The 14,975-nt window shown below is 69.5% G+C and carries 16 protein-coding genes; 2 read left to right on the top strand and 14 right to left on the bottom strand.

Features of this window, described 5'->3' with window-relative positions; all coding sequences use genetic code 11:
• Nucleotides 1-106: 106 nt before the first annotated feature.
• Nucleotides 107-538, bottom strand: coding sequence for a GNAT family N-acetyltransferase (locus PV721_RS17605; RefSeq protein ID WP_319725212.1), 432 nt, complete (start codon nt 536-538; stop codon nt 107-109).
• 459 nt (nt 539-997) lie between these two features.
• A complete protein-coding gene (locus PV721_RS17600; protein ID WP_319725209.1) occupies nt 998-1,861 on the bottom strand; it encodes a PhzF family phenazine biosynthesis protein in 864 nt (287 codons plus the stop codon).
• 72 nt (nt 1,862-1,933) lie between these two features.
• On the opposite strand from PV721_RS17600, the gene PV721_RS17595 reads away from it, so the two are divergent.
• Together PV721_RS17595 and PV721_RS17590 are read left to right on the top strand one after the other, a co-directional pair.
• Complete coding sequence (locus PV721_RS17595) at nt 1,934-2,218, top strand: LysR family transcriptional regulator (protein ID WP_319725207.1); 285 nt, start codon at nt 1,934-1,936, stop codon at nt 2,216-2,218.
• A gap of 139 nt (nt 2,219-2,357) precedes the next feature.
• Nucleotides 2,358-2,651 carry a LysR substrate-binding domain-containing protein gene (locus PV721_RS17590; protein WP_319725204.1) on the top strand — a complete coding sequence of 98 codons (294 nt, stop codon included), beginning with the start codon at nt 2,358-2,360 and terminating at the stop codon, nt 2,649-2,651.
• Between the two features lie 29 nt (nt 2,652-2,680).
• On the opposite strand, the gene PV721_RS17585 is transcribed toward PV721_RS17590, so the two are convergent.
• The 12 genes from PV721_RS17585 to paaN form a co-directional block, all read right to left on the bottom strand.
• Nucleotides 2,681-3,586, bottom strand: a complete 906-nt coding sequence (locus PV721_RS17585) for a LysR substrate-binding domain-containing protein (RefSeq protein ID WP_319725201.1) — start codon at nt 3,584-3,586, stop codon at nt 2,681-2,683.
• Nucleotides 3,587-3,926: 340 nt separating this feature from the next.
• Entirely contained in the window at nt 3,927-5,390 is a 1,464-nt protein-coding gene (locus PV721_RS17580) for an amino acid permease (RefSeq protein ID WP_319725199.1), read from the bottom strand.
• Between the two features lie 298 nt (nt 5,391-5,688).
• Nucleotides 5,689-6,807, bottom strand: coding sequence for a 1,2-phenylacetyl-CoA epoxidase subunit PaaE (paaE, locus tag PV721_RS17575; protein ID WP_319725197.1), 1,119 nt, complete (start codon nt 6,805-6,807; stop codon nt 5,689-5,691).
• On the bottom strand, nt 6,807-7,343 hold the full coding sequence (gene paaD, locus PV721_RS17570) for a 1,2-phenylacetyl-CoA epoxidase subunit PaaD (protein ID WP_319725195.1): 537 nt from the start codon (nt 7,341-7,343) through the stop codon (nt 6,807-6,809). Before paaD ends, paaE begins: the two co-directional genes overlap by 1 nt.
• The gene (gene paaC / locus PV721_RS17565; RefSeq protein ID WP_319725193.1) at nt 7,337-8,203 is read right to left on the bottom strand and encodes a 1,2-phenylacetyl-CoA epoxidase subunit PaaC; all 867 of its coding nucleotides are present in this window, start codon (nt 8,201-8,203) and stop codon (nt 7,337-7,339) included. Before paaC ends, paaD begins: the two co-directional genes overlap by 7 nt.
• Before the next feature lie 12 nt (nt 8,204-8,215).
• Nucleotides 8,216-8,542 carry a 1,2-phenylacetyl-CoA epoxidase subunit PaaB gene (paaB, locus tag PV721_RS17560; protein ID WP_319725191.1) on the bottom strand — a complete coding sequence of 109 codons (327 nt, stop codon included), beginning with the start codon at nt 8,540-8,542 and terminating at the stop codon, nt 8,216-8,218.
• Nucleotides 8,539-9,513: a 1,2-phenylacetyl-CoA epoxidase subunit PaaA gene (gene paaA, locus PV721_RS17555; RefSeq protein ID WP_319725189.1), complete on the bottom strand. Its 975-nt coding sequence runs from the start codon at nt 9,511-9,513 to the stop codon at nt 8,539-8,541. Before paaA ends, paaB begins: the two co-directional genes overlap by 4 nt.
• 35 nt (nt 9,514-9,548) lie before the next feature.
• Nucleotides 9,549-10,394, bottom strand: a complete 846-nt coding sequence (locus PV721_RS17550) for an enoyl-CoA hydratase/isomerase family protein (RefSeq protein WP_319725187.1) — start codon at nt 10,392-10,394, stop codon at nt 9,549-9,551.
• Nucleotides 10,385-11,251 (bottom strand): 3-hydroxyacyl-CoA dehydrogenase family protein, encoded by an 867-nt coding sequence (locus PV721_RS17545; protein ID WP_319725185.1) that lies wholly within the window; start codon nt 11,249-11,251, stop codon nt 10,385-10,387. The genes PV721_RS17550 and PV721_RS17545 overlap by 10 nt, the downstream gene beginning before the upstream one ends.
• Nucleotides 11,248-12,018: an enoyl-CoA hydratase/isomerase family protein gene (locus PV721_RS17540; protein ID WP_319725183.1), complete on the bottom strand. Its 771-nt coding sequence runs from the start codon at nt 12,016-12,018 to the stop codon at nt 11,248-11,250. Before PV721_RS17540 ends, PV721_RS17545 begins: the two co-directional genes overlap by 4 nt.
• Nucleotides 12,015-13,196, bottom strand: a complete 1,182-nt coding sequence (locus tag PV721_RS17535) for a thiolase family protein (protein WP_319725182.1) — start codon at nt 13,194-13,196, stop codon at nt 12,015-12,017. The genes PV721_RS17540 and PV721_RS17535 overlap by 4 nt, the downstream gene beginning before the upstream one ends.
• Complete coding sequence (paaN, locus tag PV721_RS17530) at nt 13,189-14,895, bottom strand: phenylacetic acid degradation protein PaaN (RefSeq protein ID WP_319725180.1); 1,707 nt, start codon at nt 14,893-14,895, stop codon at nt 13,189-13,191. The genes PV721_RS17535 and paaN overlap by 8 nt, the downstream gene beginning before the upstream one ends.
• Nucleotides 14,896-14,975: the final 80 nt, after the last annotated feature.

Here is a 14,975-nt window from a genome sequence, read left to right as displayed (position 1 = left end):
TTCCCCCCGCGCACCGCAATGCGGCGGCCCGTACCGACTGCGTTGGTCCGGTCTTGCGTTCCCCGGGTCGCGGCTGAAGGCCCGTTTCGCCGAGGTGCTTGGGTGCTCACTGCTCCCCGAGTGTCATCCACTTCTCCGGTTTCTCCAGTGATGCGAAGCCCACCTTGGCGTAGACCGCGTGCGCGTCCGCCGTGGCCAGCAGGATTCGACGCAGGCCGTAAGGAGAAAGATGGTCCCGGACCGCAGTGGCCAGAGCGGTTCCCAGGCCCTTTCCACGTGCGTCGCGTGCGACGTATACGTCACACAACCAAGCGAAGGTGGCCGAATCAGTGACAACACGGGCATAGCCGACCTGGGCGCCTGAGGCGCTGTCGTAGACGCCGAGGTTGAGGGAACAGGAGATCGCCAGGTCCTGCTTTTCCCTGGATCGACCAGCGGCCCAGTAGGAGTCCTGTGACAGCCACTGGTGGATCAGCGCAGGATCGAGGCGGGCGGGGTCTGTGGATATCTCATATCCGGTAGGAAGTTCAGCGTTCATGAGTGTATTGATCCAGTCTGCGCAGCTGACCAACGATCACGGAATTCGGCATCCGAGTCCGGCCCGTGCTGTCCTGCTCTGATGGACATCGAATCGGCTTCGGCGGCTAGGAATCTGAGCATGGGTCTTCCTATCTGTGACGAGATGCGGCTTACGTTTGCCGTGCGAGTGCCACTGGCTGGGGGAGCTCTCGGCGTGACCGCCTCCCATGGGGGTAGGCCGGCTTCAGCGCTTGGCTGCCGAGGGTGTCGGCCGAGACGCCGACGATGCCGCGTCCGACAGAGCAGTTCTCGACCTGAGGATCCAAACCGGCGGCCTTCAGACCGCCCGGCGCCGTCTGGCACGTTCGGCCGCTTTGGTATATCGCTGCACGGCATCTCCTGATGTCGCCCACGGAACGACGTCCCCACACCTGCGAGCGCTTGGAAGACGACTGTCGCTTCGCATGCAGCAACCCGCTCATGCCGGCAGCTCCTCCAAACGTCCGGTCGCGACGAACGAGACTTCGCCGCCGACCTGTACCGAGCGGACGTCCCCACTTGGGCCCTGCGCGCTGATCGTCATCTGGCTGGGACGGCCAGTGAACCGGCCCTGCCTCAGGACCACCTTTTCCCCGTCGCGGATGCGGCCGTGGCGGCGCAGATAGGCGGCGGCACATCCTGCTCCGCTTCCGGTCGCCACGTCCTCGACGATGCCGTCGTTGTTCCAGTGCCGTGACTCCAAGGTGTCTGCATCGAGGAGATAGGCGAACTGTGCGCCGAGACTGGAAAGCGGCGTGTCGAGATCGAAAGCGATCCGGGCCCGTTCGAGTGCGCCGCTGCGTACCGGCAGCACCAGGTAGCGCAGACCGGTGGAGACCACCTCGGGCGGGAGATCCGCATCCAGGTCTTCTTCATTCAGCGAAAACCAAGACGCCAGGTCCTTGCGGTCCGGCTGGCCGAGGAAGGAGGGAGCGCCCTGATCCAGCACGCTCGCGTACCGCCCAGGACCACGAAGATGTGTGGTGATCTCCACCGTGCGGGCTTTCAATTTCATCGTCCACGTCTCACTGTCGCCACTGCCGTGCAGCGCGTGCAGGACACAGGCAGCCCCGATGACAGGGTGGCCGGCGAAGTCGAGTTCCTCGACGAGGTCGAAGACGCGGGCCCGCCAGGCTCCGTCCCCCGCGTCCTCACCTGTCAGGAAGATCGACTCGAAGTGGCGCATCTCCCGCGTGATGGCCGCCATCTGGCTGCTGCTGAGCCGAGCGGCATCGGGGAAGACGGTGAGGCTGTTGCCGCTGAAGGCCCGAGGGCTGAACACATCGACGTGGAAATAGTGCATGGGACTGACGCTAATGATGCGCTCCTTCAGAGAGAACTACCCAATGAACAAGGGGCCCTATAACGTGCGGTTATGGCGTCCGACCGCGATCTAGAGACGTCGTTGCTGCGGATGTTCGTCAGCTGCGCCCGCTCCGGCAGCATCAGTCGCGCCGCAGCCGCGCTCGGGTACAGCCAGCCGGCCCTCAGCCAGCAGCTGCGGAAGCTCGAACGCTCCGTCGGACAGCCACTGCTGCACCGCACGGCCACCGGAGTGAGCCCGACCAAGGCCGGCGAGGCATTGCTGCCCTATGCCGAGCGGATCCTCGCCCTGTCTGCCCAGGCGCTCACCGCAACCGGGCGAACGGTGACGGGTTGAGGCCTTTTCCTCCGGACGCATCCATATCGCCCTGTGTGATCCGTCCTACCTGCCCGGCCTACCGCGCTGGACGATTCGGTTGCCGCTGCGATGGACCGTCGGGCCCGGACTGGATCCAGGGGCTGCCCCCCTCCCTCTCGTGCTGTTCTCCCCGCCGTGCCGCTGGCGCACGCCGGTACTGGACGCGCTGGAAGCCAACGGACGCAAATGGCGTGTTGTTTTCGAAAGCACCAGCCTGGCCGCCGTGCAAGCCGCCGTCCGGGCCGGCCTCGGCGCTGAGGCTCTACTGCCCGCCTGCGTGGAACCCGGCACCGCCGCATACGGCGGCCTGCCAGAACTTCCTGACGTCGAACTGGGTCTCATACGGCGGGCAGGCACTGAAGGCGATCCGCTCATCGACGCGGTCGAAGACGTACACAGACGTCTGGTCTGACGAGAGCAGAGCCCCCGCGGCTCATGCGGTCACAGCACCAGCTGCTCAGCAGCCTGGAGCAGTGCCTGCCGGGCGGCTTTGATGGTGGGGTGCTGGCCGCCTCCGCGACGCACGGCAGTGAGCAGTCTGCGTCTGTGATGAGCCCGTGGCAGTGGCTGTATGGGGACGGTCGGGGGACGGCCGTGCCATGCCAAACCCGGAAGCAGCGCGGCCGCATGACCCTGTTCGGCTAGCCGCAGATGCAGGAAGTGGTCGGTGGACTCGTAACGGATGTCGGGTTCGAAGCCTGCTTCGCGGCACAGTGCCATCGACCAGCGGCGAGCCATGGTTCCCTCGGGCTCCATGATCCACGGCTGTCCTGCCAGGCTGAGGAGCGCCTCCATGGGGTCGGCCACGCCCCCAATGGCCGGATGAGCCAGATGCAGGGTGTCCTCACACAACTCCTCCTGCTCCACCTCCGCGGGCCGGGGACCGGGAATACCGGGGTACTCCACGTCGATGATCAGATCGAAGTCACGCGCCAGCAGGGCAGAAATGGCACTTTCCCGCTCCATCTGAGTGAGATGGACACGCAGCAGCGGATGAGCGGCATGCAACAAGTTCAGCGCGGTGGGGACCAGGGCCAGCGCCGCACTCTGAAAGGAGGCGATGCGAAGTGTTCCGGTCAAATCGGTCAAGGATGTCGCGATGTCGGTCTCTGCGCGTTCCAGCCGCTCCAGGACAGCCTCGGTGTGGGCGACGAGGATCTCCGCCTGTTGGGTGAGGCGTACCCGCCGACCGACGTGTTCCAGTAGCCGGACGCCGGCCTCGGATTCCAGCAGCGACAACTGCTGAGAAATGGTCGATGGACTGTAGGACAAGGCAGCGGCAACGGCGGCCAGCGTGCCGCGGTGCTTGAGCTCCCTGAGAAGTCTGAGCCTGTGAAGATCGAACATGACAGCGCCTGAAACAGCTGGCTTTCTCGTGGGAGAGCTTAGTTCCGGACGCACAGAGTGTGATGTCACCCTGCGCCTCGCGGTTGACTCTGGCTGACGGCGGCGGACTGCAAGGATCACCGCCGCCGGTTCTAGGGCTGGGGGCCGCATCGAGGAGTGCGCGGTGGCCAGGAATCCCTGGGGCGCGGTCGGATCGTAAGGCGACCACCCGGCCATCGAAAAGCGCTACGAGGTCACGCTTGAATGCGTCCTGGGCAGGTTGGCGGCGCGGCCGGTATCAGGCAGGTGATGTCACGCCACTGATGCCTGGGCGAGCCGTTCCGGATGTGTCGCCGTCACGTCACGGCCTGGCTTGGGCGTCCTCGGCTGCCCTGCGCATGCCGGCCACCCGGCCGCGCACGCCGAACCACCCGGCGACGAGGGCCCCGACGATCAGCGGAAGACACAGCACGGTGGTGCGTGCGGCGCCGCCGTCGGCGTACATCAGCACCAGGACGGAGGCCAGGAAGCCGAGGGTCACGATCTCGGTCCACGGCGAGCCGGGCAGCCGGTAGCCAGGACGCGTCAGCTCGCCCTGCTGCGTCTTCCGCCAGAAGAGCAGGTGGCAGATCATGATCATGCCCCACGTGGCCAGGATGCCGATCGCCGCGAAGTTCAGGACGATCTCGAACGCCTCCGCCGGCACGACGAAGTTGAGGCCGACGCCGAGCACACAGATACCGGTGGTGAGCAGGATGCCACCGTAGGGAACCTGGCTGCGGCTCATCGCACTCGTGAACCTCGGCGCCGAGCCGGACATCGCCATGGAGCGCAGGATGCGGCCGGTCGAGTACAGGCCGGAGTTGAGCGAGGACATGGCCGCGGTGAGGACGACGAGGTTCATCACGCCGCCCGCGGCGGGGACACCGATGTTGGACAGCACCGTCACAAAGGGGCTCTCGCCGGCGACGTACTTGTTCCACGGCAGCAGCATCGAGAGCAGGATGACCGAGCCGACGTAGAACAGCCCCACGCGCCACATGATGGAGTTGATCGCCTTGGGCATGATCTTCTCGGGGTTCTCGGTCTCACCCGCGGTAACGCCGACCAGCTCGACTGCGGCGTAGGCGAAGATGACGCCCTGGGTGATCAGGAGCAGGGGCAGCAGACCGTTGGGGAAGACGCCTCCGTTGTCGCTGATCACGGACAGACCGGGGTTGTGACCGTCCACGGGGTGTTGGGTCACCAGCAGGAAGATGCCGATGCACATGAAGACGACGAGGGCGCCGACCTTGATGATTGCGAACCAGAACTCCAGCTCGCCGAAGATCCGCACCGAGATCAGGTTGACCGCGAGGACGACCGCCAGGGCGATCAGCGCGATCACCCATTGGGGTATGTCGGAGAACATGCCCCAGTAGTGGGTGTAGGTGGCCACCGCGGTGATGTCGGCGATACCGGTCGTGGCCCAGTTCAGGAAGTACATCCAGCCCGCGGTGTAGGCGCCCTTCTCGCCGAGGAACTCCCGGGCGTACGACACGAAGGCGCCGGACGAGGGCCGGTACAGGACGAGTTCGCCGAGCGCGCGGACGACGAGGAAGGCGAAGACGCCGCAGACCGCGTACGCGACGAACAACGACGGGCCGGCCTCGGCGAGGCGGCCGCCGGCACCGAGGAAGAGGCCGGTGCCGATGGCACCGCCGATGGCGATCATGCTGACGTGCCGGGACTTCAACGACTTGCTGTAACCGGCGTCTCCGGCGTCGACATTGGGCCGGGCCGGTCCGGCTGGCGCTGCGGGCTTTACGAGCGGCTGCTCACTCACGCCTGGCTCTCACTTTCCATAAAATGATGCAGTGCGGTCCGTTACTGCCGGTCCGCTCAAGATTTCGATAGGCGCACGCCGTCGGTCAACGAACGTTGCGGGCGGCCCGGGTTCGCGCGGTCTCCCGCGTTGGGGACCCAGGCGGCAATCAGGCTTTCACCCTGCTCTACCGAACATCTGTTCGGACAGAGTGATTGATCGACCCGGGCTTACTGTGCCGAACGGCATGCGCCTTTTCCAGCGCAGGTTTCCGATCGTTCATCGTCGAGAAAACCGAACGTTGTCGACATGTTCGCGCTCACATGTCGAAGTCCACGGTGAGCTCGTCCGATGCGGGGCGGGTCTGGCAGGTCAAGACGTATCCCGCGGCCACCTCCGCGGGCTCCAGGGCGTAGTTTCGGCGCATGTCCCCCCGGCCATGGGTCACCAGGGCGCGGCACGTCCCGCAGACGCCGCCTCTGCAGGCGAACGGCAGGTCGGGGCGGAGCTGTTGGGCAGCGTCGAGGACGGTGCGGTCCCGGGGGGCCGGGAACGTGGTGGCCCTGCCATCCAGGACGACGGTGACTTCGCTCGTGGTGAGACCGATCGCCGAGACCTCGTTGCGGGCGGCGGGCGGTTCTTCATCGGCGTGGAACAGTTCCTGGTGGATTCGGTCGGCCGGGACGCCGAGCCTGGCCAGGATGGCGCTGGAGTCACGGACCATGCCGTGCGGACCGCAGAGCCACCATTGGTCGACGCCGTCGGTGTCGACCAGGGCGTCGAGCAGGGCGGTGAGCCGCGCCGCATCGAGGCGGCCGGTGAGCATTTCGGCCTGGCGCGGCTCGCGGGACAACACGTGAACGAGCTGGAAGCGGGCCGGGTACTGGTCTTTCAGATCTGCCAGTTCGTCCGCGAACATGACCGTATCGGTGCGCCGGTTGCCGTAGAGGAGGGTGATGCGGGATGAGCCGTCGGCGCCGAGTACGGAGGCGGCGATCGACAGCATCGGTGTGATGCCGGATCCGGCGGCGATGAGCACGTAGTGGCCGAGTCCACCGGGTTGTCCGGATGCGGTGAGGTCGGGGGTGAAAGCACCGGCCGGTCCCATCACCTCAAGGGTGTCTCCCGGGCGCACACCGTGGACGAGCCAGGAAGAGAACAGGCCGCCGGGTACGACGCGGATGCCGATGCGCGGTGGCTCCCCGACGGGGGAGCAGATGGAGTAGGAGCGGCGCTCGTCGCGGCCGTCGATCTCCCGGCGCACGGTGAGGCACTGGCCGGGGAGAAACGCGAACTCCTCGGCCAGGCGGTCCGGTATCGCCAGGGTGAGCGCGGCGGCGTCGGAGCACAGCCCCTCGACCGCTGCGACGCGCAGGGCGTGGAAGGTGGGACGCAGACGGGTCCGCGCCGTGCCGGGGGGATGGGAGGGGGTCGTCATCAAAGGTCCTTGAGGTGCTCGAAGGGCTCCAGGCAGGTGCCGCAGCGGCGGAGCGCCAGGCAGGCGGTTGCGGCGAACCGCGAGATCTCCTCGGTATCGACCGAGGCGCAGCGGGGGCAGGGCACATCTGACGGGGCCGGCCCGAGGGACAGCCACACCGGCCCGGATTGGCTGAGGCGCCGAGGCCCCGGTGGTGCGATGCCGTGTTCGGCGAGCTTGTGGCGGCCCTGGGATGTGATCCAGTCGGTAGTCCAGGGCGGGTCGAGCACGGTGACGACCCGGACGGCGGGAAAGCCGGCCGCCTGCAGCCGGTTGGCGGCTTCAGCCCGCATCTCGGCCACGGCGGGACAGCCGGAGTAGGTCGGGGTGAGCCGCACGACGACCGTGCCGTCCTGCTCCACCTCGACGCCGCGGAGCACTCCGAGGTCGGCGAGGGTCAGCATGGGCAGTTCAGGATCGGGGATCTCGCAGGCGATACGCCAGGCGCGGTGCGCCGTCTTTCGGCGGTGCCCGCCGGCATCGGCGAGCGTCACCATTGCGCCTCCGGGTGTGCGCGGGCGATGCTCTGGAGTTCGGTGAGGAGCGGCGCCAGGTGTTCGGTACGGTCGCCGTCGCGACCGGAGCCCGGTATGGCGGGGGCGGGCGCCGGGCCCAGTGGCAGGACCTCCGAGGGGTCGAATCCCGCTCGCACCAGGACGTCCGCGAGGCGCCGCAGCGTCCGGTCGGCGACCACCGCGGACTCGGCGCCCAGAGCGGCTGCGGTCCGGTCGGTCAGAGGTTCTCCCAGCCAGGGCGCGATGTCGAGCAGTGCCGTTCCGAGGCGATTGCGGGACTCGGGAGTCCCGTCGCCGAAGCGCACGGTCCACACGGCGGCGTAGTGGCAATGGTAGGAGAGCTCCTTCACGCTCTTGGCGGCGATGGCGGCAAGCACCGGATCAGGAGCGCTGGTGAGCTCCTCGAAGACGGCCAGCCGCCAGGCGGACAGCACGAGCAGCCGTGTGATCGTGAAGGCGAAGTCGCCGCCGGGCAGTTCGGCCAGCCGTAGGTTGCGGAAGTCGTCTGGATCACGGAAGTAGGCGTACGCGTCCTCGCCGCGGCCCGTACCGTCGGCCCGTCCCGTCCTGGCGTACAGCAGCCGGGCCTGGCCGAGCAGGTCGAGGCCGATGTTGGCCAGGGCGAGTTCCTCCTCCAGTTCGGGGGCGCGTGTGCACCACTCGGCGAGCCGCTGGGCGGACACCAGGGCGTCGTCGCCCAGGGCCAGACAGCAGGCAGCCAGGTCTCCGGCGTCGACGCCGTCCGGCACCCTCTGGTCGATGCCGTGCAGGGGGTCGGTGAAACCGGTGCCGAACGCCCACTGCGCGTTGTCGTGGTCGACGTACAGGTCCTCGTCACTCATTGGCGGCCGCTCCTAGATGTGGGGTACGTCGTCGGGGATGTCGTAGAAGGTCGGGTGCCGGTAGACCTTGTCGCCGCTGGGCCCGAAGAAGGGGTCCTTCTCGGCGGGGGTGGAGGCGGCGATGGAGTCGGATCGCACGGCCCAGACGCTCACGCCCTCGTTGCGCCGGGTGTACAGGTCGCGGGCGTGGACAAGGGCCATCGCGTCGTCGGGCGCGCGCAGGGAGCCCACGTGGACATGGTTCAGTCCGCGCTTGCCGCGGACGAACACCTCGTACAGCGGCCACTCGTCCCGTATGCGGACGGGTCCGCCGGCGGAATTCCGGTCGGTGCCGCTCATGCCGCCGCTCCTTCCCGCACCCGGGTCGCCTGCTTGGCGGCATGGGCCGAGGCCGCCTCCCGCACCCAGGCGCCCTCCTCGTGGGCGGCCCGGCGCCGGGCGATCCGCTCGGCGTTGCACGGCCCGTCGCCGGAGACCACGCGCTTCAGCTCGTCCCAGTCGGGGGCGCCGAAGTCGTGGTGCCCGCGTTCCTCGTTCCACCGCAGGACGGGGTCGGGCAGGGTGACGCCGAGCTTCTGGGCCTGCGGCACGGTCATGTCGACGAACCGCTGTCGCAGTTCGTCGTTGGAGTGCCGTTTGATCTTCCAGGCCATGGACCGCGCGGAGTTGGGCGAGTCGGCGTCCGGCGGGCCGAACATCATCAGCGACGGCCACCACCAGCGGTTCACCGCGTCCTGCACCATCTCCCGCTGCTCGTCGGTGCCGCGCATCATCGTCAGCAGGAGTTCGTAGCCCTGCCGCTGGTGGAAGGACTCCTCCTTGCACACGCGCACCATGGCGCGCCCGTACGGGCCGTACGACGTACGGCACAGGGGCACCTGGTTGCAGATCGCCGCGCCGTCCACGAACCAGCCGATCACGCCGACGTCGGCGAAGGTGTGGGTCGGGTAGTTGAAGATGGACGAGTACTTCTGGCGGCCGTCGATCAGACGCGCCGTCATGTCCGTGCGGTCCGCCCCGAGGGTCTCGGCCGCGGAGTAGAGGTACAGCCCGTGCCCGGCCTCGTCCTGCACCTTGGCGAAGAGGATGGCCTTGCGGCGCAGCGAGGGCGCCCGGGTGATCCACTCGCCCTCCGGCTGCATACCGATGATCTCGGAGTGGGCGTGCTGGGCGATCTGCCGGATCAGCGTGGTGCGGTAGCCGTCGGGCATCCAGTCCCGGGGCTCGATGCGCTGGTCGCGGGCGATGGTGTCCTCGAAGGTGGTCTCGGGGCCCTGGGGCCCGGATGGTGTGACGGTGGGGGTGTTCATGGGGTGTGAGTGTCCCGTCGTACTCGATGAGTGGGTCAATGGCCGCGGAAGGCCGGGCTGCGGCGTTCGAGGAACGCCGTCACGGCTTCGCGGTGGTCCTCGGTGGCGCCGAGGCGGCGCTGGATCACGGCTTCGCGCTCCAGCGCGGCCGGCAGCGGGGCGGTGGCCGCGGACCGCAGCAGTGCCTTGATCTCTCGGTGGGCGGCGGTGGGTCCGCCTGCGAGGGAGCGGGCGACGGCCAGCCCTTCAGCCGTGGCCGAGCCGTCCGCCACGACGCGGTGGACCAGGCCCCAGCGTTCGGCGTCCTGCGCGGAGAAGCGGTCTCCGAGGAGCATGAGTCCGGCGGTCCGCGAAGGGCCGAGCTGGCGGACGAGGCCGCGGGCGACCCCCGAGTCGGAGGCCAGGCCGAGGCCGGTGAAGGCGGTCGCGAAGCGGGCTCCTTCGGCGGCGACCCGTACATCGGCGCAGAGCGCGATGCCGAGCCCGGCCCCGACACACGCGCCCTCGACGGCCACGACGAGCGGGACCGGCAGCCCGTGCAGCTCCTTCATCAGCGGGTTGTAGTCGTTGGGAAGGTTCGCGAAGGCCGCCTCGGGCGCGGTGTTCAGCAGCCTGGCGTGCTCCTTGAGGTCCTGGCCGACGCAGAAGTGTTTTCCGCGGGCGGTGATCAGGGCCGCGCGTACACCGCGTGCGGTGTCCGTGGTCAGGCGGCGTGCTGCCATGAGGAGGGCGCTGCGCATATGGGTGTCGAGGGCGTTGCCGCTCCCTGGGCCGCGCAGTTCGATGACGGCCACGGCGTCGGTGACGTCGTAGGCGACCCCGTACGGGGCGGGGCCGCCGGGCTCCTGGGCCTCGGTGGGCGCACCGTCGGTCACGGCCATGAGTAGAACCCCTTCCCCGTCTTGCGGCCCAGCTCGCCGCGGGCGACCTTCTCCCGCAGCAATGCCGGTGGGGCGAACCGCTCCCCGAGCGTCCTGTGCAGGTGGTCGGCGATGGCCAGCCGTACGTCGAGACCCACTACGTCGGTGAGGCGCAGCGGCCCCATCGGGTGCCGGTATCCCAGGCGCATGGCCGTGTCGATGGCCTCGGGCTCGGCGACCCCCTCCTCGACCATGCGGACCGCCTCCAGACCGAGGGCCAGGCCGAGACGGCTGCTGGCGAATCCCGGCGAGTCCTGGACGACGACCTTCTGCTTGCCCAGGGAGTGCGTCCAGCCGACCGCCGTCGCGAGAGTCTCCCCGGTGGTGTCGGGAGTGAGGACCAGTTCGACCAGCGCGGATACGGGCACCGGGTTGAAGAAGTGCATGCCCAGGAAGCGTCCCGGCCGCTTCAGGGCCGCCGCGAGTTCGGTGACCGGGAGGGAACTGGTGTTGGTGGCGAGTACGCACCGCTCCCCCACGGCCTGCTCGGCGGCGGCGAGCATCCGGGCCTTGAGCGCGGCGTCCTCCGGTACTGCCTCGACGACGAGATCGGCGTCGGCGGGAAGTTCGGCGATCGAGGTCACGGCGGTGACCCGGTCCGGTACCTCACCGGTGGCGGATCCGCCGGGCCCCTCGCGCTCGGCGGCCTGCCTCAGGCCAGCGGCGATGCGGTTCAGCGCGACGGTCGCGGCCGCTTCGTCGTGTTCCACGACGACCACGGACGACCCTGCGGCCGCGAAGGACTGGGCGATGCCCGTCCCCATCCGGCCGCCGCCGATCACCCCCACGACGGCGGGCGGTGCTGATGCCGAGGTCATGCCCGGCCTCCGTTCTTCTCGTTCTTCTCCAGGAATCGCGTCATGCGCTCCTCCTTGTCGCGGCCCTCGAACAGCACGGCCTGGGCGAGGTCATCGGCCACCGGATGGGCACCCGGGGCGTCGGTGACGAGCTTGGTCAGCCGCAGGGCGAGCGCCGAGGAGCGGGCCATGCGGTCCAGCAGGGCGTGTGCCTCGGCGATCAGCCGCTCGGCCGGTACGACGTCCGTGACCAGCCCGCAGGCGAGCGCGGCAGGCGCGTCGAGGTTCCGTCCGGCGAGCAGGACCTGTTTGGCCACCGACTCGCCGAGCAGCTCCGGCAGCCGCCAGCAGGCCCCGGCGGCGGCGAGGATGCCCAGGCCCGGTTCGGGGTTGCCGAAGACGGCGTTCGGCCCGGCGATCCGGATGTCGCAGGCGTACGCCAGCTCGGCGCCGCCGCCCAGCGCCCAGCCGTCCACCGCGGCCACGGTGGGCATGGGCAGCCTGCGCACCCGCTCGAACAGACGGCTGTTGATTCCCTGCAGCGCCTCCTCCCGGCCACGCCGTCGCAGTTCGGCGATGTCGGCGCCGCCGGCGAAGACCCCGCCGTGCCCGGTGAGCAGCAGCAGCCTCGGCGCGCGCTCCAGGTCCTCGCACACGCGATGCAGTTCGGCGATCATGCCGCTGCCGATGGCGTTGCGCGCCTCGGGCCGGTGCAGGGTCACGACGACCCGGTCCGCGCGCTCCTCGACCCGCAGGGTCTCGTACGCCGTGTCCTCCCGCGTGCTCATACGCGCTCCACGAGCATCGCCACGCCCTGGCCGACCCCCACGCACATGGTCGCCAGTCCCCGTCGGGCGTCCTCGCGTTCCATGCGTCCGAGCAGGGTGAGCAGGATGCGGGCGCCGGAGCAGCCGAGCGGGTGTCCGAGGGCGATGGCGCCGCCGTCGGCATTGACGCGGTCCTCGTCGAGCTGCAGGCGGCGGACGACTGCCAGCGCTTGGGCGGCGAAGGCCTCGTTCACCTCGACGGCGTCCAGGTCGTCGGGCCGCCAGCCCGCCCGGCCGAGCGCCCTCAAGGTGGCCGGCACGGGCCCGAGCCCCATCAGGCGGGGCTCGACCCCAGCCGAGGCGGCGGTGACGACGCGGGCCCGGGGGGTGAGCCGGTATCGTTCGACCGCCGCCAAACTCGCCACCACGATGGCAGCGGCCCCGTCGGACAGCGGCGAGGAGTTGCCCGCGGTGATGATCCCGCCGCTGCGGAAGGACGTGCGCAGTCCGCCGAGCTTCTCCAGCGATGTGGACGGCCGAGGCCCCTCGTCCTGGGTCACCTCGCCGTCCGCCACTGGCACCGGGACGATCTCCTCCTTGAAGCGGCCCGCCCTCTGGGCGGCCTCCGCCCGGCGGTGGCTGCGCAGCGCGAAGGTGTCCGCCTCGAGGCGGGTGATGCCGTCCAGGGCGGCGACCTCCTCGGCGGTCTCGCCCATGGACAGGGTGGTCGCGGCCGGGAAGCGCGGGTTGGTGAAGCGCCAGCCGAGAGAGGTGTCGTGGACCTCGCCGGGCCGGGCCCAGGGCGTGCCGGGCTTGGCCATCACCCAAGGGGCGCGGGTCATGGACTCCACTCCGCCCGCGACGACCAGGTCGGCCTCCCCCGCACGAATCGCCTGGGCGGCCGAGGCGACGGCCGTCAGCCCGGACGCGCACAGCCGGTTGACGGTGTATCCGGGCACGGTGTCCGGCAGTCCGGCCAGCAGGACCGCCATGCGGGCCACGTCCCGGTTGTCCTCGCCCGCCTGGTTCGCGGCGCCGAGGATCACCTCGTCCACGGTGTCGGCCGGGATGCCCGAGCGACGTACCGCCTCGCCGACTACGAGGGCGGCCAGGTCGTCGGGGCGTACGGAGGCCAGGGCGCCCCGGTGGCGGCCGAGCGGAGTGCGGGCCCCGTCGATCAGATAGACCTCATCACGCATCGACGTGCTCCTCTGCGGGTGCGTGGCGCCGGGACTGGACGACCGAGAAGCGTCCGGTGACGAACGCCGGGTCGGTGAGGGCGGCATTGGCCGCGGGGTTGGCCGCAGTGCCGTGGAAGTCGCTGAAGGCGGCGGACTGGTTGACGAAGACCGCACCGGTCAGGTTCTCCGACAGGTGCACGCCCGCCTCCAGCGCGGTTGCTCGTGCCGCCTCCAGCACACCCTCGTCGGTGGCGTACACGGAGGCGGTCAGCGCGCCGTGGCGCCGTACGGTGTCGTGCAGGAGACGCAGGCCGTGCGCGGTGGAGTCGGTACCGATGACGAAGGAGACCGGCCCGAACCACTCGCTGGTGTATGTCTCTTCGTCGGCCTCGGCCTCGAGCCGGACCACCAGCGGGGAAAGGACGGCCGCGTCCGGGAAGTCCGGGTGGGTGAGTCGCCTCGACGGATGGGCGGTACGGTCGAGTTCCGCCGCCTGCGCCACACGCTTCAGCACACCGTCGTTCACGATCGCGCCGAGGGTGGCGGCCGCACGGGCCGGGTCACCGAGAAGCCTGTCCAGGGCGGCGCCCAGGTCGGCGGCGAACTCGTCGGCCGTACGCCGCCCCTGGTCGGTCGGGAAGCCCTCGCGGGGGACGAGGAAGTTCTGCGGGGTGGTGCACATCTGGCCGCTGTAGAGCGACAGGGAGAAGGCGAGGTTGCGCAGCAGCCCCGCGTAGTCGTCCGTGGAGTCCACGACGACGGTGTTGAGTCCGGACTTCTCGGTGTGGACGACGGCCTGGCGGGCGTTGGTCTCCAGCCAGTCACCGAACTCGCTGGAGCCGGTGAAGTCCACGATGCGCACATCGGGGTGGGTGGCCAGGGCGGGAGCGGTGCGCTCCTCGGGCTTCGCGGCGGCGAGCAGTACCACGTCCGGATCGAAACCGGCCTCCGCCAGCACCTCACGGGCGATCCGTACGGTGATCGCCAGCGGCAGCACGGCACGTCGGTGAGGCTTGACGACCACCGGGTTGCCGGTGACCAGACTCGCGAACAATCCCGGATAGCCGTTCCATGTGGGGAAGGTGTTGCAGGCGATCAGTACGGCCACACCGCGTCCCACGGTGGTGAAGGTCTTGTCCATGACGAGTGGGCCGCCCTTGCGCTGCGGCTTGCTCCAGCGGGCCGCGACCGGATGGCGTGTCTGCTCGTTCCATGCGTGGGCCACCGCTTCGAGGCCTCGGTCCTGGGCGTGCGGACCGCCGGCCTGGAACGCCATCATGAAGGGCTGGCCGGTGGTGTGCTGGACGGCGTGCGCGATCTCGAAGCTCGCCTCGTTCAGCCGGGCGAGGATCTCGGCGGCGACGCCGGCCCGGGTGTCCGGGCTCGCTGCGCGCCATGTCACCGCGGCTGACTTGGCCGTGGCGACGGCCGCATCGGGCGCCAGGTACGGGTAACTGACGCCGAGCGGGAAGCCGTAGGGCGAAACCTCGGTGGCGGGGACGGTGCCGGTGGCCGGATGTCCTTCGATGAGGAAGGGGTGGCCGAGGAGGCCGCGGAAGGCGGCTTCGCCCAGCCCGGATGCCTCGGCTCCGTACGCAGAGGCGCTGGGGGTTTCCGGGTACGGCGTCCAGTAGGTGCGGTCGGCGGCACACTCCACCGCCTGGTCGAGCAGAGCCGCGTGGCGGACGAAGAAGTCGGGATGCTGGTCGGTGGACACTGAGAGCTCCTGGCCGAACGTTCGGTAGGTTGATGGGTGCGAGGCGCCCGGGCGGACGCAGGGGGGAAGCGGGGAAGCGG

This window comes from Streptomyces sp. MB09-01, assembly GCF_033794505.1.
Taxonomy (GTDB): domain Bacteria; phylum Actinomycetota; class Actinomycetes; order Streptomycetales; family Streptomycetaceae; genus Streptomyces.
Note: the sequence above shows the minus strand (reverse complement) of the source record. Positions and strands in the feature narration are given on the sequence as shown.